The sequence below is a fragment of the Deinococcus taeanensis genome (genome assembly GCF_020229735.1).
Taxonomy (GTDB): domain Bacteria; phylum Deinococcota; class Deinococci; order Deinococcales; family Deinococcaceae; genus Deinococcus; species Deinococcus taeanensis.
The window spans coordinates 2,397,232-2,415,542 of sequence record NZ_CP083455.1 but is presented as its reverse complement, the minus strand read 5'-3'; the positions used below and the strand labels follow the sequence as shown (position 1 = coordinate 2,415,542).

Genomic DNA, 18,311 nt, shown 5'->3' with positions numbered 1-18,311 from the left:
GTGGCGCCGCGGCCGTCCTCTCCCCTGTGTGACTTGTCGTTCGTGGAGGACGCGCGCTTACTCGGCGGGTTTGAAGTCCGCGTCGATCACGTCGTCATCGGCCTTGTTCGCCTGGGGCTGCGCGGCGCCGTCCTGCGGCTGGCTCTGCGCGGCGGTCATGAAGGTGCGCAGCGCTTCTTCGAGGCTCTTCTGCGCGGCTTCGATCTTGGCGTCGTCGTCGCTGCGAACCGCTTCTTCGGCTTCGTCGGCGGCGGCCTTGAGGGTGTCCTTGGCGTCCTGCGCGGCGCCGGCGTTCTCCTCGATCTGGCCGAGCGCCTGAACGCGCAGGCTGTCGAGGTTGTTGCGTTTCTCGACGCGCTCGCGGCGCTTCTTGTCGGTCTCGGCGTTCTGCTCGGCTTCCTGCACCATGCGCTCCACGTCGCTCTTGTCGAGGGTGGTGGTGTTCTCAATGCGGATGCTGGCTTCCTTCCCGCTGGTGGCTTCCTTCGCCGTGACGTGCAGGATGCCGTTGGCATCGATGTCGAAGGTCACCTCGATTTTCGGCGTTCCGGCGCGCATGGGCGGAATGCCTTCGAGCTTGAACCGGCCCAGGCTCTTGTTGTCGGCCGCCATGGGGCGCTCGCCCTGCAGCACGTTGATTTCCACGCCGGGCTGGTTGTTCTCGGCCGTGGTGTACACCTCGGTTTTCTTGGCGGGCACCGGGGTGTTGCGGGTGATCATGGGGGCGATCATGCCGCCCTTGACTTCCACGCCCAGCGTGAGCGGCGTGACGTCCACGAGAACGATGTCGCCCAGGCTGCTGTCCCCCTGGATGATGCCGGCCTGCACGGCGGCGCCAAGCGCGACGGCCTCGTCGGGGTTCACGGACTCGTTCGGGGTTTTGCCGATGATGTCCTGCACGATGCGTTTGACGGCGGGAATGCGGGTGGAGCCGCCCACCAGGATCACTTCGTCAATCTTGCTGGCGTCGAGCTTGGCGTCGGCGAGGGCCTGCTCGACGGGTTTACGCACGCGGCGCAGCAGGTCGGCCGTAAGCTCCTCGAATCTGGCACGGCTGAGGGTGCGCTCGAGGTGCATCGGGGTGCGGGTTTCGGGGTCGAAGGTGATGAACGGCAGGCTGATGGTGGTTTCAGACGCGTTGCTCAGTTCAATCTTGGCTTTTTCGGCCGCTTCGATCAGGCGCTGCAGGGCCTGCTTGTCCTTGCGCAGGTCGAAGCTGTTGTCCTTCTGGAACTCGGTGGCGAGCCAGTCGACGATGCGCTGGTCGAAGTCCGCGCCGCCGAGGTGGGTGTCGCCGCTCGTGGACTTCACTTCGAACACGCCGTCGCCGAGTTCGAGGATGGTCACGTCGAAGGTGCCGCCCCCCAGGTCGAAGACCAGCACGGTTTCGTTGCCCTTGCGTTCCAGACCGTAGGCGAGGGCCGCGGCGGTGGGTTCGTTGATGACGCGCAGCACGTTGAGACCTGCGATCTCACCGGCCTGCTTGGTCGCCTCGCGCTGGGAGTTGTCGAAGTACGCGGGAACGGTGATGACCACGTCGCGGATCTTCTCGCCGAGCTTGGCCGAGGCGTCGTTCACGAGTTTACGCAGCACTTCGGCGCTGACCTGCTCGGGGGCGAGGTCCTGGCCGTTCACGTCGATGCGGACGCTGCCGCCGGGGCCTTCTTTGACGGTGAAGGGGCTGCGCGCGGCTTCTTCCTTCACTTCATCCCAGCGGCGCCCGATGAAGCGCTTGACTTCGAACAGGGTGGCCTGGGGGTTCAGGGCAGCCTGGCGGCGGGCAATCTGGCCGACGAGGCGCTCCTCGCCCTTGTAGGCCACGACGCTGGGGGTGGTGCGGGCGCCTTCGGCGTTCACGATCACTTCGGGGCGGCCGCCTTCCATCACGGCGATGACGGAGTTGGTGGTACCGAGGTCAATTCCGACTGCTTTGGGCATGTTGACTCCTGTGAGACGAGGGATTTGCCGCCGTGCGGGCAGCAGTTCTGATCGCCAAACATCATAGGGCCACAGTTATTCAGTGTCAATAGAGTTGAGTGTGGTGCGCTCAAGTTGAGGCTAGGCTCAAGCCCACCCGGCTGCGCTGCCCCACCACCTCACCGGTCATCCGGCCCGCCCACCTGCCGCTCCTCCACTGCCCTCACCGGCACCACGGACGCCACGTTCCCCACGATCCGCCCGGCGTGCCAGCGCGGCCGACCCTTCACCACAACCTCAACCACCTGACCATCCGCCCGGCGCAGCTGCGACCGGTACGACACGCCGCCATTCTCCTGCGGATGCTCCCACGCCTCACGCACCGCAGCATGCTTCTCCCTGACCGTGAACTCGTACGGCGTGCGTCCCAGCACCCGCTCCGGCGTCACGCCCAGCAGCTGCGCGTACGCCCGGTTCACGTACACGAACCGGCCATCCTCGTCCGTGACCGTCAGGCCGTGCTCCACGGTTTCCATCAGGAGCCGCGCGAACGACAGTTCCTGCGCATACGACTCCTGCAGCAGGCGGTGACCCCGCACCATCCGGATCACCCGCGGCGCCAGCCCCGCCGCCACCGCCAGTGCACCCAGCACCGGTAGCAGCGCGCCCAGCACCACGCCGCGCGGCACCAGCCATACCAGCAGGAATGACTCCAGGACCAGCAGCGCAAACAACACGTACGCCCAGGCCAGTTCCAGCCGCCCCTGTCTCATGGCCCCAGCCTGCCCCGCCGGGCCTTGCAACGCTCTTACGCGTCCCTGCCGAGCCTGGGGTCCGTCAACACCTTTGGTCACAGCGGGCCCCCCGGGGCGGGCTCTATGCTGGCCGCATGACCGCGCCTGCCGATGCCGAGAAACCGCATATTCACCTCCCGGACGGCTCCTGCTGCACCCCGAAACGCTTCGCACACCTGCACCAGCACACGCAGTACTCCCTGCTGGACGGCGCGGCGAAGCTCAAGGACCTGCTGAAGTGGGCCAAGGAGGTCACGCCGGACGGCTGCGCGCCCGCCCTGGCCATGACCGATCACGGCAACATGCACGGCGCGGTGCACTTCTACAACTACGCCCAGGCGGCCGGGGTCAAGCCGATCCTCGGGTACGAGGCCTACGTGGTGCCGGGGGCCGGCACGCGCCGGGACCGCACGCGCGGCCAGGACGGCGAGAAGGGCATCTTTCACCTCACGCTGCTCGCCCGCGACTTCGAGGGCTACCAGAACCTGTGCCGCCTGAGCAGCCGCGGCTACACCGAAGGCTACTACTACAAGCCCCGCATCGACCATGAACTGCTGCAGGAGCACCACAAGGGCGTGATTGCCTTCTCCGGCTGCCTGGGCAGCGAGGTGCAGCAGCTGCTCCTGCAGGGCCGCGAGGACGACGCCAAAAAACGCCTCCTGTGGTACCGCGAGCTGTTCGGCGAAAACTACTTCATTGAGATTCAGGACCACGGGCTGAGCGAGCAGAAGAAGAACAACCCGATCCTGAAAGCCTGGGCGCAGGAACTCGGCATCGGCATGGTCGCCACGAACGACGGCCACTACGTCAAGAAAAGCGACGCCACCGCGCACGAGACCCTGCTGGCCATCCAGACGAAAGCCACCCTGGCCGACGAGAACCGCTTCAAGTTCCCCTGCGACGAGTTCTACGTCAAGAACCTCGAGGAGATGCAGGCGGCGCTGCCCGTGAGCGAGTGGGGTGAGGAACCCTTCGACAACACCGCCATGATCGCCGACCTGTGCAACGTGGACCTCCCGGTCGGAAAGAAACGCGTGTACCAGATGCCGGCCCTGCCCATCCCCGAGGGCCGCACCATGGCCGAGGAACTGCGCGTGCAGACCTACCGCGGCACCGTGAAACGCTACCCGGCCCACGCCACCGAAGCGCTGCTGCGCGACTACGCCGCGCGCAGCCTCGAAGCGCTCGGCGCAGACGCCACTGCCGTGCTGGCCCGCACGGGCGGCTGCGACCCGCGCAGCTGCGACCTGGAGACGCTGTTCACGCTGCTGGCCTTTGCCGGGAGCGTCTGGGAGAAACGCGGCAAGGACGGCGGGGAGAAGTACACGAAGTACCCCGCGCTGGAACTCATGGAAGCCCAGGCCGAGACCGGACCGCTGCCCGCGTATGCCCACGAGGACTGCCGCCGCGCCGCGCAGAAAGCCAGCGACACCCGCATCGCCCTGGACGGCGCGGCGGATGAGGAGACCACCCGCGCCCACCACCGCCACGCGCTGGTGATCCTGCGCCGCGCCGAGTACGAACTGAGCGTCATCAACAACATGGGGTTCCCCGACTACTTCCTGATCGTCGCGGACTACATCAACTGGGCCAAGGACCAGGACATCAGCGTGGGCCCGGGACGCGGCTCGGGCGCCGGGTCACTTGTGGCGTACGCCATGCGCATCACGAACCTGGACCCGCTGGAGTTCGAGCTGCTGTTCGAACGCTTCCTGAACCCGGACCGCATCTCCATGCCCGACTTCGACATTGACTTCAACGACGCCCGGCGCACCGAGGTTATCCAGTACGTGCAGGACAAGTACGGCGAGGACAAGGTCGCGCAGATCGCCACCTTCGGGACCATGGCGAGCAAGGCCTGCCTGAAGGACGTGGCGCGCGTCATGGGGCTCGAATACGCCAAGGTCGACAAGGTCAGCAAACTCATCCCGATCAAGTTCGGCAAAAGCTACTCACTGGAGCAGGCGCGCGAGGCCGTGCCGGACATCCAGCAGCTGCTCGCCGAGGACCAGCAGCTGCTCGAGGCGTACGAGTTCGCGCAGAAACTCGAGGGCCTGACCCGGCACGCCAGCGTGCACGCCGCGGGCGTCGTGATCGGCAAGACGCAGCTCACCGACCTCGTACCCGTCATGCGCGATACGTCCGGCGCAGGCATGGTCTGCCAGTACGACATGAAGGCCGTGGAAGACATCGGCCTGATCAAGATGGACTTCCTGGGCCTGCGCACCCTGTCCTTCCTGGACGAAGCCAAACGCATCCTGCGGGAATCCGGCACCGACTTCGAACAGCGCTACGGCACCTTCGACGACATTCCCTTCGATGACGCCCGCACCTACGAGCTGCTGAGCCGCGGCGACACCAAGGGCGTGTTCCAGCTCGAAGGCGCCGGCATTGCCGATGCCAGCCGCCGCCTCAAACCACGCCGCCTCGCGGACATCATCGCGCTGAGCGCCCTGTACCGCCCGGGCCCGATGGAGAACATCCCCACGTACGTCCGCCGTCACCACGGCGTGGAGGACGTCGATTACGTCAAGGACGGCTTTCCGAACAGCGCCCGGTGGCTGGAGAAGATCCTGAAGGAAACCTACGGCATCCCCGTGTACCAGGAGCAGATCATGCAGATTGCCTCCGAGGTCGCCGGGTTCTCCCTGGGCGGCGCGGACCTGCTGCGCCGCGCAATGGGCAAAAAGGACGCCGAGGAAATGAAACGCCAGCGGCAGATTTTCGTGGAGGGCGCCGAGCACAACGGCGTGCCCCGCGACGAGGGCAACAAGCTCTTCGATCTGCTGGACGCCTTCGCAAACTACGGCTTCAACAAGAGTCACTCCGCCGCGTACGGCGTGATCACGTACCAGACCGCGTGGCTCAAGGCGAACTACCCCGTGCAGTTCATGGCCGCGCTCCTCACCGTGGAACGCAAGGACAGTGACAAGGTCGCCGAGTACGTCAGTGACGCTCGCAAGATGGACGTCCGGGTCCTGCCGCCGGACATCAACCGCTCGAACGCCGACTTCGCGGTGGTCGGGCAGGAGATTCTGTTCGGCCTGTACGCCATCAAGGGCCTCGGGGAAGGCGCCGTGCTGAAAATTCTGGAGGAGCGTGAACGCGCCGGGCGCTTCCGGTCCCTCGCGGACTTCTGCTCCCGCCTGGGCCACAAGGTCTGCAACCGCAAGGCCCTGGAAAGCCTCATCAAGTCCGGCGCCTTCGACCAGTTCGGCGACCGCCGCCAGCTGCTCGAGAGCCTGGAGGAAGCCATGACCTGGGCGCAGGGCGCCGCGGCCCTCGCCAACAGCGGCATGGACGCCCTGTTCGGCGCGCAGGAGGTGGCGCCCGAACCGAAACTCCGGGCGGGCGTCACGCCGTTCACGGACCTGGAACGTCTCGCCATCGAGAAAGAAGCCCTGGGGCTGTACATCAGCGGCCACCCTCTGGAGCAGCACGAGGGCCTGCGCGAGGCTGCCAGCTGCCGCATCGCGGACCTGGACACCTGGTTCCAGACACAGAACGTCGCGCCCGGCAAACGCATGAAGGCCGTGCTGGCCGGCATGATCGAAAGTGTCGTCAAGAAACCCACCAAAAGTGGCGGCATGATGGCCCGCTTCATTCTCGCCGACGAGTCCGGCCAGACGGAACTCGTGGCGTTCAGCCGCGCCTACGACCGCATTCAGGACAAACTCGTGAACGACACGCCCGCCCTGGTCATCGTGGAACTGGAATCCGAGGACGGCGGCCTGCGCGCCATCGCCGAGGAGGTCGTCAGCGTCGAGCAGCTCGCCGAGGTGCCCAAGGTCATGTACGTGACCATCGACCTGGAGAACGCCACACCCGACGCCGTGGGTGAATTCCAGAGTGTGCTCGACGAGCATGCCGGCAGCATGCCCACCTACCTGCGCCTGGAAACCCCGGAGCAGTTCGTGCTGTACCAGCTCGATCACGGCATGGGCAGCCCCGAGGCGATCCGCGTGCTGAACCAGACCTTCCCCTGGGCAGACGCGTACCTCGCGTACGACCAGCAGACCATCCTGGGCCGCTTCGCTCCGAAACCCCCCGCGTGGATGAACAAGCAGGGCGCCGGCATGCGCGCCTGACGTCCGGCAGGGTCAGGCGCTCAGGTCCACGACCTCGCCCACAAGGCCCAGCTCCTGAAGGCGGCGCGCAATCAGGCTGCGGTGGCACTCGCCGGCATGCTTTTCGTAGCACAGCAGAGCGACCCGCCCGGCCGCGGCCAGCTGCCCAAGTTCACTCAGGGCGTCCTGCTGCGCGCCGAGGTGCAGGGTGTACGCCGCTTTCAGCGCCGCGAAATCCCGGTCAAGCCGGTAGGCCTGACGCACAGGTGCGGGTGTCCCCAGCGCGCGCAGATGCCGGTAGTTCACGCCCTGCGCCTTCAGCGCCTCGCTGAGAGCCGTCTTGCTGTACCCGCGGCGGCGGCTCTGCGCCCGCTCGCGGGTATCCACCACCACCTGCACCTGATGATCGTGCAGCGCGGCCAGAAAGTCGTGCAGGGACGTGTCCTCGTACCCGATGGTGAACAGCGTGGGAAGCGGCATGGCTTTCAGGGTAGGGGCCGCGCCGTCCGGTCAGGGTGCAGGACGTTGCATTGCGGCGGGTGCCCACGCCCGCCGGATCGCCGCGTGACCGCGCACCAAAGTACGCGACGCTTATTGGTGGTCTGTTGGGTGCACAAGCTGTGCGCTGAACACGACGTTTTACTTGTCTCGATCTGGATCAGCAGTGCCGCCTCTGCCCATAAATACGGCACTTCGAAGCAACGGGTTGGCAAGCCAACGGACTCCCATTATTGATGACGGCACAGGTGCAACATGGACCTCTCAACACCAGTGAAGAGGCGGTCAGCTCTCTGGCATAGAGAGCCAAGCTCCGCCGCGATCAAGAGGTTTGACCTGCCCTCATCCGCCGCGCCACATCAGCGAGGTCAAGGTCTTTCAGCACCTGATAGCTGATGCTCACCTCGTCAACTTGGAACCGGGGGATGACATGGACGTGGTAGTAGAAAACATCCTGGCCTGCGGCGGCTCGGTTGCTCTGAAGCACAGTGATTCCCTCTGGAGCAAACGTTACGTCAAGCAGTCTGGCCACCTGTTGCACCATTCTTGCCACCGCAGCCACGGCGTCTGCTTCCGCGTCCAGGAGGTCCCGTGCGGGCCGTTTTGGAATAATCAGGGTATGCCCAGGAGCGGCGGGATGGATGTCGAGGAAGGCCAGCGTGTCGTCATCTTCTGCGACCACGTGGGCTGGAAGCCTCAGTACCCGACAGTTTCTCAGCTGTGCGTCTTGGACGGCATGAACAGGTCAATCAGTCGTAAGAGGGGCACCTCTTCGTGATCAACCTTCCGGCTGATGGCGCGAACCAGGGCCCGTAAACCCAGCGTCACGACGCTCCAGGCCCGGCGACCATGCTGTTTGTTCGGGCAGATCTCGGGGATGCCCACCAGCACGCACCAGACGTCGGTCAGGGTCAGCAAGCACAGGAGGCGCTCCACGATCACGTGGAGCGTCATAGGCGTGCTCTCCAAGTTGAACCCTTTGGATTTGAGCGCTCGGAACAGGCACTCGACCCGGAAGCGATGACGATACTGCGCCTGAATGGCGGTCACGGCGCCGGTGTTGCTGGCAATGATCAGGGCGTCTCCGTCCGGCGTGAACGTCAACACGACGTTCATCGGCTGCCCGTAGACCTCGACGTGCTCGACCAGCAGACCGGCGCTGCCGGTCTGCAGACGTCCCAGCCAGTCCTGAGCAGACCACTCGTCCATTGGGCTGTCGCGTCGCAAGCGCACACAGATCGGAATGCCCTTCTGCGCCAGGCCCTGAATCCAGTCGTGTCCGACGAACTCACGGTCCGCGTACAACAGCAGGGCACACGCGGCGGGCCAGACTGAAAGTGCCTGGCCCGGCGCGAAGTCCCTTGTTGGGCTGAATTTACGCGTACTTGGCGCGCATGGTCATGATCTTCAGCTCATGGGGGCTGGTGGCGCTCGCCAGGGCGTCGTCCTCGTACATCAGGCCGCTCGCCACGAGGTGCGCGAGGTGCTGGTCGAAGGTGTGCATCCCGCGTGCGCCGCCTTCCTGCAGGGCCTGCTTGATCTCCTCGGTCCGTTCCGCGTCCTTGATGCACTCGCGGACGGTGGGGGTGCCCAGCAGAACCTCCAGGCCCAGCACGCGCCCGCCGCCCACCTTGGGCAGCAGGCGCTGGCTGATGATGCCCACGATGCTCTCGCTGAGACCCTGGCGGATCTGGTCGCGTTCATGCGGCGCGAAGAAGTCAATGATGCGGTTCACGGTGCGGATCGCGTCCTGGGTGTGCAGCGTGGAGAACACGAGGTGACCGGTCTGCGCGGCGCTGAGGGCCGCTTCCACGGTTTCCTTGTCGCGCATCTCGCCAATCAGGATCACGTCCGGGTCCTGGCGCATGCTGGCGCGCAGACCATTGGCGAAACTGAGGGTGTCCATGCCCAGTTCGCGCTGGCTGATCATTGCCATGCGGTCGCGGTGCAGGATCTCGATGGGGTCTTCCAGCGTGACGATGTTCACGGGCTGCGTCTCGTTGATGTGGTTGAGCAGGCTGGCGAGCGTGGTGGTCTTGCCGCTTCCGGTTGGGCCGGTCACCAGAATCAGGCCGCGCTCATGCTGCGCGAGCTGCGTGAAGGTCTCTTCCGGCAGGCCAAGCTGCGCGAAGGTGGGAATGGGCCGCTCCTCAATGACGCGCATGATCAGGCCGATGCTGCCGCGCTGCCAGTAGGCGTTCACGCGGAAACGCGCCAGGCCGGAAATGCCGTACGCGAAGTCGGCGTCACGCCGCTGCGTGAACTCGTCCCACATCGCGGGGGTCATCATTTCCCGCGCGAAGGCCTCGACCTGATCGTTACCCAGCCGGGTTTCCCCGAAGCGTTTGATCTCGCCGTTGATGCGGCCGGCGGGAGCGCTGCCGGTGCGCAGGTGGATGTCACTGGCTCCTTCTTTGACGATGGCGGTCAGTACGCTGTTGAGAACACTCATGGCGGCCTCAGGCTATTCCCAGGGCTCTTACAGTTTTGTTGTGGGTGCAGAAAGTGTCCTGGACGGCAACGCCGCCGGGGCAGTCCCGGAAGCGGCGGTACCGCGCAGGCGCCGGCTCTCGAGGTCCGCGTGCTGCGTCAGGTACCGCAGCCACGCCTTGGCACTCAGGGGACCCAGGCTGTTGTGCAGGATTGTCAGCGCGTCATCCGGCGCGGACCGGTGCAGCCGCCGCGCCAGGTCCACGGTGTGGGCGCGGGTGCTGGTCACCAGGGCGCGCAGTTCATCCAGCGTGGCGTCCTGCGCGGGGCGGTAACCGTGGTATGAGTCGGTCTGGTCGGCGTGCGACCCGAGGGCCGCGCGCAGCCGCTGCTGCCCCCAGCGTTCAATGCCGATGATGTGGGCCAGCAGTTCACGGTTGGCGTGCGTGTCGGCGGCGCGCGCGGCGCGGCCCGTCAGGAACGTTCCGGACCGTTCAAGGCTCTGCGCGAGGTCCGTGTACGAACTGCGGCTGGCGGGCCGTTCCAGCACGCGGTTCACCACGAGTCCCTTGACCTCCTGCCGGCGGACCCGGGCCACGTACGCGGCGCCGGCGGCCACGCCGACCGTGGCGACCGTCACGAGGGCAGGCACGAGGGGGTGGGGGCTGTTGCGGTTGCTCATGCCGCATGGTACGCGCTTCACGGGGCCGGGGTTGCGGGCGCGCCGGGGCACTCGATCACCCCGCCGGAGGTTCCGATCAGGGTCACGGTTGAGTCGGCCGGGCAGGGCAGCACGTCCCGCAGCATCAGGGGGTGGGCCAGCGTGAACGACGGCAGGGCCTCAGGCAGGCCCCGGGCGCCCCAGCCGAACCCCTTGCCCAGCCGCTGCCCGCGGCGGTCCACGACCACGCAGGCCAGCACCGCCGCCTGCGCGCCCACAGGCCTCAGGACCGCTTCGCCGTGGTCCGGCAGGGCGCTGAGCCTGGCGCCGGCCGGCGCCGTGACCCGCCAGTACCAGCCGGCCTTCTTCTGATGCGGAACGTACAGCACCTTCCCGGCTTTCAGCGCCTGCTGCCGCAGGGGCAGCAGCGCCCGCTCCGGGCCCACGATCAGGGTGTGCAGCGCCGCCACCGCCGGGTGAGCGAGCAGGTGCGTGGCGGCGCGGCGCGCGTGCGTGAAATTCGGGCAGTGCCCGTGCGGCGGCGTGGGGTACGCGCAGGCGCGGCGGGCCAGCAGGTCGTTCCACACCTGTTCACGCAGCGCGCCGGGGGTGAGCGTCATGCGCGCAGCGTAGCGCCCCGCGGCGCCCGGATAGGTCATTCGGCAGCGGCGCGCCGGGCACGCGCGCGGCTACACTCGGGCGCATGACGGCACAGACTGACGTGGCAGGGCCGGTGCGGGTGGCGGCCGGAGCGTACCCGGTGGATTTCCTGGCGTCCTGGGCGGACTTCGAGACGAAACTGACCCGCTGGGTGGCAGATGCAGCTGCCCGCGGCGCCGAGCTGCTGGCCTTCCCGGAGTACGCGCCACTGGAACTGATCAGCCTGCTGCCTCCTGAACTGCGCCACGACGTGCGGGGCATGCGGGCGCCCTTGCAGGCGTTCCTGCCGGACTTCCTGGCCCTGCACGAGCGGCTGGCGCGGCAGTTCGCGGTGGCGATCGTGGCGGGCAGCTACCCGGTCGCGCACGGCGGCACGTTCGTGAACCGGGCGTTCGTGTTCGGACCGGACGGCACGGTCAGCCACCAGGACAAACTCCTGATGACCCGTTTCGAGGCGGAGGAATGGGACATCGCACCCGGCGAGGGCGTCCGCGTGTTCGACCTGCCGCTGCGCGCCGGTGGAACCCTGCGCTTCGGCATTGCCATCTGCTACGACAGTGAATTCCCCAGCCTGGCCCGGCACCTCGCTGAAGGGGGCGCGGAACTGCTGGTGGTGCCGTCCTTTACCGGCAGCCGCGCCGGGTACACCCGCGTGCGCGTGGGCAGCATGGCCCGCGCCCTGGAAAACCAGCTGTACGCCCTGCACGCTCCGCTCATCGCGGACGCCCCCTGGACCTACGCCGTGGAGGACGCGCACGGAGCAAGCGGCATCTACGCCCCGGCCGACCACGGTCTGCCGGAGGACGGTGTGGTCGCGCAGGGCGCCTGGAATGAACCCGGCTGGCTGATCACCGACCTCGACGTCACGCTCACCCGGAACGTGCGCCGGAATGGGCACGTGCTGAACTGGCGTGACCGGCACGTGGGCGGGACGCGCCCTGCGGCCGCGCAGCTCGTGACGCTTGGCAGCGCGCCGGAACCCGCCTGATGCACGCGGCGGTCACCGTCCGCCGACTGACTCCGGCGGACGCCCCCGGGTACCGCGCCGCCCGGCTGGCCGCGCTGGAAGCCGACCCGGAGGCGTTTCTGACCAGTGCCGCCGAGTTCGCGGCGCTGCCCGCCGGGCAGCTGGCCGGGCGTCTCGCGCCGGACGCGCCGGGCGTAACCCTCGGCGCCCTGGTGAGCGGCAACCTGTGCGGCCTGCTCACCCTGGTGCGTGAGGTCGCGCCCGTTCTTGCGCACCGCGTGAACGTCTACGGCGTGTCCGTCGCGCTCGACGCGCGCGGCCAGGGCATCGGGGAGGCGCTGGTGCGCGCCGGAATCACCCTGGCGTGTTCGTGGGACGGCGTGACGTCCCTGCACCTCGCGGTGATGAGTTCGCAGGAGCCCGCGCGGCGCCTGTACGAACGCTGCGGGTTCCGGGTGTGGGGCACCCGGCCGGACGCCGTTCACCGGGACGGGCAGGTGCTGAGCGAGCATCACATGCTGCTGGAATGCTGAGCGGCCCGGTGTTCCTGCGTCCGCCTCGCCTCGTCCCAGGGTCGCGCGTGGCCGCGCTGAGTCTGTCGAGTGGCCTCGTGACGGACGTGATGAACCGCTACCCCGCCGGCGTGACGCAGGTGGCGCAGGCCCTGGAGTGGAAGGTGGTGCCCGCCCCGAACGCGTTGCGAGGCCCGGCGTTCCTGGCGGATCACCCGGAGGCCCGCGCGGATGACCTGCACTGGGCCCTGACGTCAGCGGATATTCACGGCATGGTGAGCATCATCGGGGGTGATGACAGCGTGCGCCTCCTGCCCTTTCTGCGCCCGGACCTGATCCGCGCTCACCCGAAGGCGCTCCTGGGATTCAGCGACACCACGGTCACCCTCACGCAGTTTGTGCGGGCCGGCGTGATGGCCTACCACGGCCCGGCGCTGCTCACGGACCTGGCCGAGAACGCCGGCCTGCACCCGTTCACCCTGCAGGGCGTCCGGCGGGCCCTGGTGGACCCACCCGCACCGTTCGACCTGACGGCCGCGCCTGAATGGAGCGAGGCGGTCGTGCCCTGGACAGATGAGGCGGCGCAGATGGTCCGCCGGCCCTTCCAGCCTGGTGACGGATGGGTGTGGCTGCAGGGAGACGCGCCTGCCCAGGGGCACCTGCTCGGCGGCTGCGCGGAGGTGCTGGCCATGCTGTGCGGCACCCCCGGCTGGCCGGACCGGACCCTGTGGCGGGGCGCGGTGCTGGCCCTGGAAACCAGTGAGGACGTCCCCCCGCCGCGTCAGGTGGGGTACTGGCTGCGCAACTACGCCGCGCAGGGCATCCTGGGTGAACTGGCAGGCCTGCTGCTGGCCCGCCCGCGTGGGTACACGCCGGGCATGGTGCAGGACCTGTACGGCTGGGTCCGGCAGGTGCTGCTGGAGGCCGCCCGGCCGGACCTGCCGGTGGTGGCGAACATGGATTTCGGGCACACCAGCCCGCAGCTCACCCTGCTGCTGGGCGGCCAGGTGCGGCTGGACCCGCGGGCGGGCCGGGTGACGGTCTTTCCCTGAGGGCAGGTGGTGTGGCGGGTGCACATGCGCCCGGGGTGGCAGCGCGCTATCATCCGGCCTGTGCGGCTGCTGCTGCTGTCTGATACTCACGCGAACCACACCGCTCTCCAGGCGGTCCTGAGCGACGCGGCCCAGCGCCGGTACGATCAGGTGATTCACCTGGGGGACGCCCTGGGCTACGGTCCTCACCCGCGGGAGGTGCTTGAGACCCTGCGCGAGCTGGACGCCACATGCGTGCTCGGCAACCACGACCAGATGCTGCTGCAGTACGCCGACGGCCTGCGCGACAAGAAGGACTCGGTCGTGTCCATGGCGTTGATATGGCAGCTCTCACGCCTCTCCGACCGGGACCTGGCGGGGGTGCGCCTGTGGCGTGACGGCATTGACGACCCGGACATCGGCGCGCGCTACCGGCACGGCACGCCCGTGAGCCTGGATCACTACACGGACTCCGTGCCGGCGGCGCGTGACGCGTTCACGCAGTGGCAGGGCCGGCTGGCGTTTGTGGGGCACACGCACGTCCCGGCGGTGTACGCCACGCTGAACTCCCCGGTGGGTGACTGGGTGAAGGTGCAGCAGTTCCAGGACGGCGGCAGCTACATGATCGCGCCCAGCACCCGCGTGATCCTGAACCCCGGCAGTGTGGGCCAGCCGCGCGACGGGAACCCGCAGGCCAGTTACGCCATCTACGACTCGGCGCGCGGGTATTTTGAGGTGTTCCGCGTGACCTACGACATCGCGCGGGCGCAGGCGGCGGCGCTGGAGGCCGGTCTGCCGCAGGTGCTGGCCGCGCGGCTCGCCATCGGGAAGTAGGTGCGCCCGTGAGTGCCGCTGCCGATCTGCACGGTCCGCTGCTGGAGCAGACGGGCACCTTTGCAGGCAACGCGCTGCTGCTGACCGGTCCGGCCCGCGTGGGCAAGCAGGACCTGGCGCGCGCCGTGGCGGCGCAGCACAACTGCGCCGGCGTGCGGGGCATGTACGGCGAGGCGTGCGGCGCGTGCCCGTCGTGCCGGGCCCTGGCCGCTGGCGCGCACCCGGACCTGCTGTTCGTCGAGCCGCGCGCCACCACCAGCACCGGGAAGGCCGCGCGGCGCAGGCTCATCCCGATCGGCGCGGTGCTGAGGGGCCGGGACAAGACCCGCGAGTACGAAACGCACGTCTTCGAGTTCCTGGAGGTGCGCCCCACCTTCCGGCGCCGCGTGGTGATTGTGAACGGCGCGGAGTACCTGGGGCAGGAAGCCGCCAATGCCCTGCTGAAACTGGTGGAGGAACCCCCGCACGGCGCACTGTTCGTGTTTCTGGCTGAGGACCTCCGGTCGGTGCTGCCCACCATCGTGAGCCGCAGCGCCCGCCTGAATGTCACGCCGGTCAGCGACCGAACGCTGGAACGCGCCCTGCAGCGTGCCGGACACGAGCCCGACGCAGAACTCGTGGCGTTCGCCGCCGGGCGGACAGGCGTGCTGAATGACCCAGCCCCGGTGCGCGCGGCGCTGCAGGACGCCCGGGACCTCACAGGCGCGCTGGGGGAGAGCCTGCTGCGCGCCCTGGAGGCCGCCGAGGCCCTCGAGAAACGATTCGATCCGGCGTGGCACCCGGAGGTGCTGCGTTTCGTGTGGCGTGCCGAGCCCCCACACGTACGGGCCCGGGCGGACTCGGCCCTGAGTGCGCTTCAGGCGGCGCTGGAAGCGTACGCCAGCCCCAGCCTGAGTTTCCAGGTGTTTGCGCTGGCGCTGCGCGACGCGTTCGGGCACGCCTGACGCTCCGGGCGCAGGCGTACACTGCCGGGCATGAGTGCTCCCTTCACGCACGGCCCGCTGCGCCTCTGGTCGGTGACGACCGGCCCCATCCAGGAGAACGCCCTGCTGATTGCCGGGACGGACGGCCAGGGCTTCCTGATCGACCCGGGTGATGACGCCGGGCGTCTCCTGACGCTGGTGCGCGGCACCGGCGTGGCCGTGCAGGGCATCCTGCTCACGCACGCGCACTTCGACCATATCGGCGCGGTGCAGCCCCTGCGCGAGGCGCTGCGCGTCCCGGTGTGGCTGCACCCCGCTGACCTTGAGCTCTACCGCGCAGGCGCCCAGAGCGCCGCGCGCTGGAACCTGCCGTTCACGCAGCCCGCCGACCCTGAGCATGAGATTACGGCGGGGCAGACGTTCACTGCCGGGGACCTGACCCTGACGGCCCGCGCCCTGCCCGGGCACGCTCCGGGGCACGTGGTGTTCACCGCGCCGGGTCTCGTGATTGCCGGGGATACCCTCTTCCGCGGCGGGATCGGCCGCACGGACCTTCCCGGCGGGAATCACGCGCAACTGCTGCGCGGCATCCGCGAGGAGCTGCTGACCCTGCCGGGCGATACAGCCGTGTACCCCGGGCACGGGCCACGCACCACCGTTGACTTTGAGGCGAGAACCAACCCTTACCTCCAGTAATCACAGAGGTAGGCGCCTCCGGAGTGGTTCCGGAGGCGCCTCGCCCGCCGGGGCCTAGAAGCCGCTGACGTTCAGGCGGCCACCCGTGACCGTCTTGCCGCTCAGGCTGGTGGTGGGCACCGCGGCGGCCAGGACTGCCTGCCTGATCGCTGCGGCCGTTGCTCCTGGATGGGTGCTGGCATAGAGCGCCACGCCGCCTGTCACGTGCGGGGTGGCCATGCTCGTGCCGTTGTAGCTGCTGTACTTGTTGTACGGCACGCTGCTCATGATCGCCACGCCGGGCGCGCCCAGGTCTACGGTGGTGGCCCCGTACTGGCTGAACGAAGCCAGGGCGCCGGTCTTATCGATGGCGGCCACGGCGATCACGCTGTCGTACCCGGCGCCGGCGGTGGTGTCGTAGTTGCTGGGGTAGCTGGCAGTGGAATCATTGTCGGTGCCGCTGTTCCCGGCGGCGGCCACGAACAGGATGTTCTGCTTCGCGGCGCTCACAATGGCGTCAAGCAGGGCCTGGGAGAACCCGCCGCCGCCCCAGGAGTTGTTCAGCGCCACGATGTTCAGCCCGTGGCGCGTCTTCAGGTCCGTGAAGTAGTTGACGGCCTTGATGGCGTTGGCGCTCGTGCCGCCGTTGCGGCCCAGGAACTTGCCGCTGATGAACGTCACGTTGTGGTTCACCCCGACCACGCCGCCGTCGTTGGCCGTGCCGCCAATGGTGCCGGCCACGTGCGTGCCGTGCGCGTCCAGGCTGCCGCGGGTGCCGCCGTCGTAGACAGTGTTGTCGTTGTTCGCGAAATCCCAGCCGCGCGTGTCATCCACGAAGCCGTTGCCGTCGTTGTCCAGGCCATCCAGGGCGTCATAGGGGTTCAGCCACGCGTTGCCTTTCAGGTCCGGGTGGTCAAACTGGTACCCCTCATCAATGATGCCCACGTACACGCTGTCACTGCCCACGTGCCCCGCGGCCCACGCTTCGGCCGCCTGGCTGCCGTAGGCGTTGGCGGGCGTGCTCCCGTCGCCGTACATGCCCCACAGCGTGCCGTCCTGGAAGTAGGTGTCGGTGGCGGTCGCCTGATGCTGGTACACCCAGTTGGGTTCCGCGAAACGCACCAGGGCGCTGCTCGCCAGGTGCCGCGCCTTGGTCAGCACGTCCTGACCGTCCGTGATCCGGGCGCGCAGCAGGGCGCCGCCGTTCACGGTGGACAGGGTTTCCAGCGACTGCACGCCCAGGCTGCTCAGGGCCGTGACAGACTGGCTGCTCAGGCCGCCATTGAGCTGCACCAGCAGTTCCCCAGGAACGAAGGCCGGCGCGCTGGCGGGCGCCGCGTCGGCCGAAAGCTGCGCCGAAGGACTCTGACCGCAGGCCGCGAGAACAGCAGTGAGGGTAACAAGACCAAGAAGACGGGTGCAGTTCATGGGACCTCCGGCGTGCTGCGGGCACCTGAAGGCCACCCGGCACGCGAGTAAACGGTGAATTTGAGGACTGGGCGAACTCTAAGGGAGGGTCAGAGGCCCAATCTGTGAACCGCCTCTCAATACACCCGGTCAGATGAGGCCGGCCCTGAGGGCTTTCTTCACCTTCGTACTGGGGTCCTGCGCGGTACCCTGAACGCATGAAGGCGAGGGGCAACTGATGCCGGGCACCGGGCTGGGCAGCGGCGCGCAGGTTGGCGGCCTGACCGACGTGAGTTACAGCACGAACACCGCCAACGCCCTCATTCACCTCTACCGCGCCGAGGTGGGCAAGATGACCGCCTACCGCCAGCGGCTCGACATGACCACCAACTGGTCGGTGGTGACCACCGCGGGCCTGGCGTCCTTCGCGCTGGGGGACGTGAACAACAGCCACGCCACATTCCTGTTCGCCATGTTCATGAACTACTTCTTTCTGCGGCTGGAAGCGCGGCGGTTCCGCACCTTCGAAATCGCCCACCACCGCGTGCGGATCATGGAACGCTTCTTCTACCCGGCGATGCTCGGCGATCGCGTGGACCCCGGCTGGCACCAGCTGCTGCTGGCCGAGCTGGGCAAACCGCGCAGCCCCATGACCCGCGCCGACGCCCTGGGCTGGCGCCTGAACCGCAACTACCTGTGGATCTACGCTGCCGTGCTGGCCGCGTGGTTCGCCAAGCTGGACCTCAGCCAGCCCAAAGGCTGGGCCCTCAGCTTCCCGGAAGCGTTCGCGCTGGCCGACATCGGCAATTTTCCCGGCGGGATGGTTTTCGCCATCGTGGGTGTCTTCTACGCGTACCTGATTGCGCTGGCCGCCCGCGCCGCGCGCACCTACCCGCTGGAGGAAGGCTGACGCCGGCGCCCGGAATGCAGAGCGC

At 68.0% G+C, this 18,311-nt stretch carries 17 protein-coding genes; 8 read left to right on the top strand and 9 right to left on the bottom strand.

The window, feature by feature from the left end; translation table 11 throughout:
• Window positions 1-57: 57 nt before the first annotated feature.
• Window positions 58-1,938 carry a molecular chaperone DnaK gene (gene dnaK / locus LAJ19_RS11615; protein WP_225475907.1) on the bottom strand — a complete coding sequence of 627 codons (1,881 nt, stop codon included), beginning with the start codon at window positions 1,936-1,938 and terminating at the stop codon, window positions 58-60.
• Window positions 1,939-2,096: 158 nt separating this feature from the next.
• Window positions 2,097-2,690 (bottom strand): PAS domain S-box protein, encoded by a 594-nt coding sequence (locus LAJ19_RS11610; RefSeq protein ID WP_225475906.1) that lies wholly within the window; start codon window positions 2,688-2,690, stop codon window positions 2,097-2,099.
• Window positions 2,691-2,806: 116 nt separating this feature from the next.
• Here LAJ19_RS11610 and dnaE point away from each other — a divergent pair, with 116 nt between their 5' ends.
• A complete protein-coding gene (gene dnaE, locus LAJ19_RS11605) occupies window positions 2,807-6,799 on the top strand; it encodes a DNA polymerase III subunit alpha (protein WP_225475905.1) in 3,993 nt (1,330 codons plus the stop codon).
• 12 nt (window positions 6,800-6,811) lie between these two features.
• Here dnaE and LAJ19_RS11600 read toward each other — a convergent pair whose 3' ends face one another.
• The 6 genes from LAJ19_RS11600 to LAJ19_RS11575 form a co-directional block, all read right to left on the bottom strand.
• Window positions 6,812-7,258, bottom strand: a complete 447-nt coding sequence (locus tag LAJ19_RS11600; RefSeq protein ID WP_225475904.1) for a DUF488 domain-containing protein — start codon at window positions 7,256-7,258, stop codon at window positions 6,812-6,814.
• Between the two features lie 340 nt (window positions 7,259-7,598).
• Complete coding sequence (locus tag LAJ19_RS11595; RefSeq protein WP_225475903.1) at window positions 7,599-7,958, bottom strand: HIT family protein; 360 nt, start codon at window positions 7,956-7,958, stop codon at window positions 7,599-7,601.
• Between the two features lie 32 nt (window positions 7,959-7,990).
• A complete protein-coding gene (locus tag LAJ19_RS11590) occupies window positions 7,991-8,581 on the bottom strand; it encodes a transposase (protein WP_225475902.1) in 591 nt (196 codons plus the stop codon).
• A gap of 70 nt (window positions 8,582-8,651) precedes the next feature.
• Window positions 8,652-9,728 (bottom strand): PilT/PilU family type 4a pilus ATPase, encoded by a 1,077-nt coding sequence (locus tag LAJ19_RS11585; protein ID WP_225475901.1) that lies wholly within the window; start codon window positions 9,726-9,728, stop codon window positions 8,652-8,654.
• Between the two features lie 27 nt (window positions 9,729-9,755).
• Complete coding sequence (locus LAJ19_RS11580; protein ID WP_225475900.1) at window positions 9,756-10,388, bottom strand: DinB family protein; 633 nt, start codon at window positions 10,386-10,388, stop codon at window positions 9,756-9,758.
• A gap of 17 nt (window positions 10,389-10,405) precedes the next feature.
• On the bottom strand, window positions 10,406-10,987 hold the full coding sequence (locus LAJ19_RS11575) for a 5-formyltetrahydrofolate cyclo-ligase (protein WP_225475899.1): 582 nt from the start codon (window positions 10,985-10,987) through the stop codon (window positions 10,406-10,408).
• 83 nt (window positions 10,988-11,070) lie between these two features.
• Between LAJ19_RS11575 and LAJ19_RS11570 the strand changes: the two genes are divergently transcribed.
• The 6 genes from LAJ19_RS11570 to LAJ19_RS11545 are packed head-to-tail and all read left to right on the top strand — an operon-like array spanning window position 11,071 to window position 15,990.
• On the top strand, window positions 11,071-12,015 hold the full coding sequence (locus LAJ19_RS11570; RefSeq protein ID WP_225475898.1) for a carbon-nitrogen hydrolase family protein: 945 nt from the start codon (window positions 11,071-11,073) through the stop codon (window positions 12,013-12,015).
• Window positions 12,015-12,527, top strand: coding sequence for a GNAT family N-acetyltransferase (locus tag LAJ19_RS11565; protein ID WP_225475897.1), 513 nt, complete (start codon window positions 12,015-12,017; stop codon window positions 12,525-12,527). The genes LAJ19_RS11570 and LAJ19_RS11565 overlap by 1 nt, the downstream gene beginning before the upstream one ends.
• Window positions 12,521-13,558, top strand: a complete 1,038-nt coding sequence (locus LAJ19_RS11560) for a S66 family peptidase (protein WP_225475896.1) — start codon at window positions 12,521-12,523, stop codon at window positions 13,556-13,558. Before LAJ19_RS11565 ends, LAJ19_RS11560 begins: the two co-directional genes overlap by 7 nt.
• A 60-nt stretch (window positions 13,559-13,618) precedes the next feature.
• A complete protein-coding gene (locus tag LAJ19_RS11555; protein WP_432804211.1) occupies window positions 13,619-14,371 on the top strand; it encodes a metallophosphoesterase family protein in 753 nt (250 codons plus the stop codon).
• A gap of 8 nt (window positions 14,372-14,379) precedes the next feature.
• Entirely contained in the window at window positions 14,380-15,315 is a 936-nt protein-coding gene (locus tag LAJ19_RS11550; protein ID WP_225475895.1) for a DNA polymerase III subunit delta', read from the top strand.
• A gap of 30 nt (window positions 15,316-15,345) precedes the next feature.
• Window positions 15,346-15,990 carry an MBL fold metallo-hydrolase gene (locus LAJ19_RS11545; RefSeq protein ID WP_225475894.1) on the top strand — a complete coding sequence of 215 codons (645 nt, stop codon included), beginning with the start codon at window positions 15,346-15,348 and terminating at the stop codon, window positions 15,988-15,990.
• A gap of 54 nt (window positions 15,991-16,044) precedes the next feature.
• Here LAJ19_RS11545 and LAJ19_RS11540 read toward each other — a convergent pair whose 3' ends face one another.
• Window positions 16,045-17,397 (bottom strand): S8 family peptidase, encoded by a 1,353-nt coding sequence (locus LAJ19_RS11540; RefSeq protein ID WP_225475893.1) that lies wholly within the window; start codon window positions 17,395-17,397, stop codon window positions 16,045-16,047.
• A 217-nt stretch (window positions 17,398-17,614) separates the two neighbouring features.
• Between LAJ19_RS11540 and LAJ19_RS11535 the strand changes: the two genes are divergently transcribed.
• Window positions 17,615-18,286, top strand: coding sequence for a DUF2270 domain-containing protein (locus tag LAJ19_RS11535; protein WP_225475892.1), 672 nt, complete (start codon window positions 17,615-17,617; stop codon window positions 18,284-18,286).
• The last annotated feature ends 25 nt before the right edge of the window (window positions 18,287-18,311 follow it).

Coding starts and splice junctions, on each gene's coding strand:
- dnaK (WP_225475907.1), bottom strand. CDS start 1,938: ATGCCCAAAGCAGTCGGAATTGACCTCGGTACCACCAACTCCGTCATC.
- LAJ19_RS11610 (WP_225475906.1), bottom strand. CDS start 2,690: ATGAGACAGGGGCGGCTGGAACTGGCCTGGGCGTACGTGTTGTTTGCG.
- dnaE (WP_225475905.1), top strand. CDS start 2,807: ATGACCGCGCCTGCCGATGCCGAGAAACCGCATATTCACCTCCCGGAC.
- LAJ19_RS11600 (WP_225475904.1), bottom strand. CDS start 7,258: ATGCCGCTTCCCACGCTGTTCACCATCGGGTACGAGGACACGTCCCTG.
- LAJ19_RS11585 (WP_225475901.1), bottom strand. CDS start 9,728: ATGAGTGTTCTCAACAGCGTACTGACCGCCATCGTCAAAGAAGGAGCC.
- LAJ19_RS11580 (WP_225475900.1), bottom strand. CDS start 10,388: ATGAGCAACCGCAACAGCCCCCACCCCCTCGTGCCTGCCCTCGTGACG.
- LAJ19_RS11575 (WP_225475899.1), bottom strand. CDS start 10,987: ATGACGCTCACCCCCGGCGCGCTGCGTGAACAGGTGTGGAACGACCTG.
- LAJ19_RS11570 (WP_225475898.1), top strand. CDS start 11,071: ATGACGGCACAGACTGACGTGGCAGGGCCGGTGCGGGTGGCGGCCGGA.
- LAJ19_RS11565 (WP_225475897.1), top strand. CDS start 12,015: ATGCACGCGGCGGTCACCGTCCGCCGACTGACTCCGGCGGACGCCCCC.
- LAJ19_RS11560 (WP_225475896.1), top strand. CDS start 12,521: ATGCTGAGCGGCCCGGTGTTCCTGCGTCCGCCTCGCCTCGTCCCAGGG.
- LAJ19_RS11545 (WP_225475894.1), top strand. CDS start 15,346: ATGAGTGCTCCCTTCACGCACGGCCCGCTGCGCCTCTGGTCGGTGACG.
- LAJ19_RS11540 (WP_225475893.1), bottom strand. CDS start 17,397: ATGAACTGCACCCGTCTTCTTGGTCTTGTTACCCTCACTGCTGTTCTC.
- LAJ19_RS11535 (WP_225475892.1), top strand. CDS start 17,615: ATGCCGGGCACCGGGCTGGGCAGCGGCGCGCAGGTTGGCGGCCTGACC.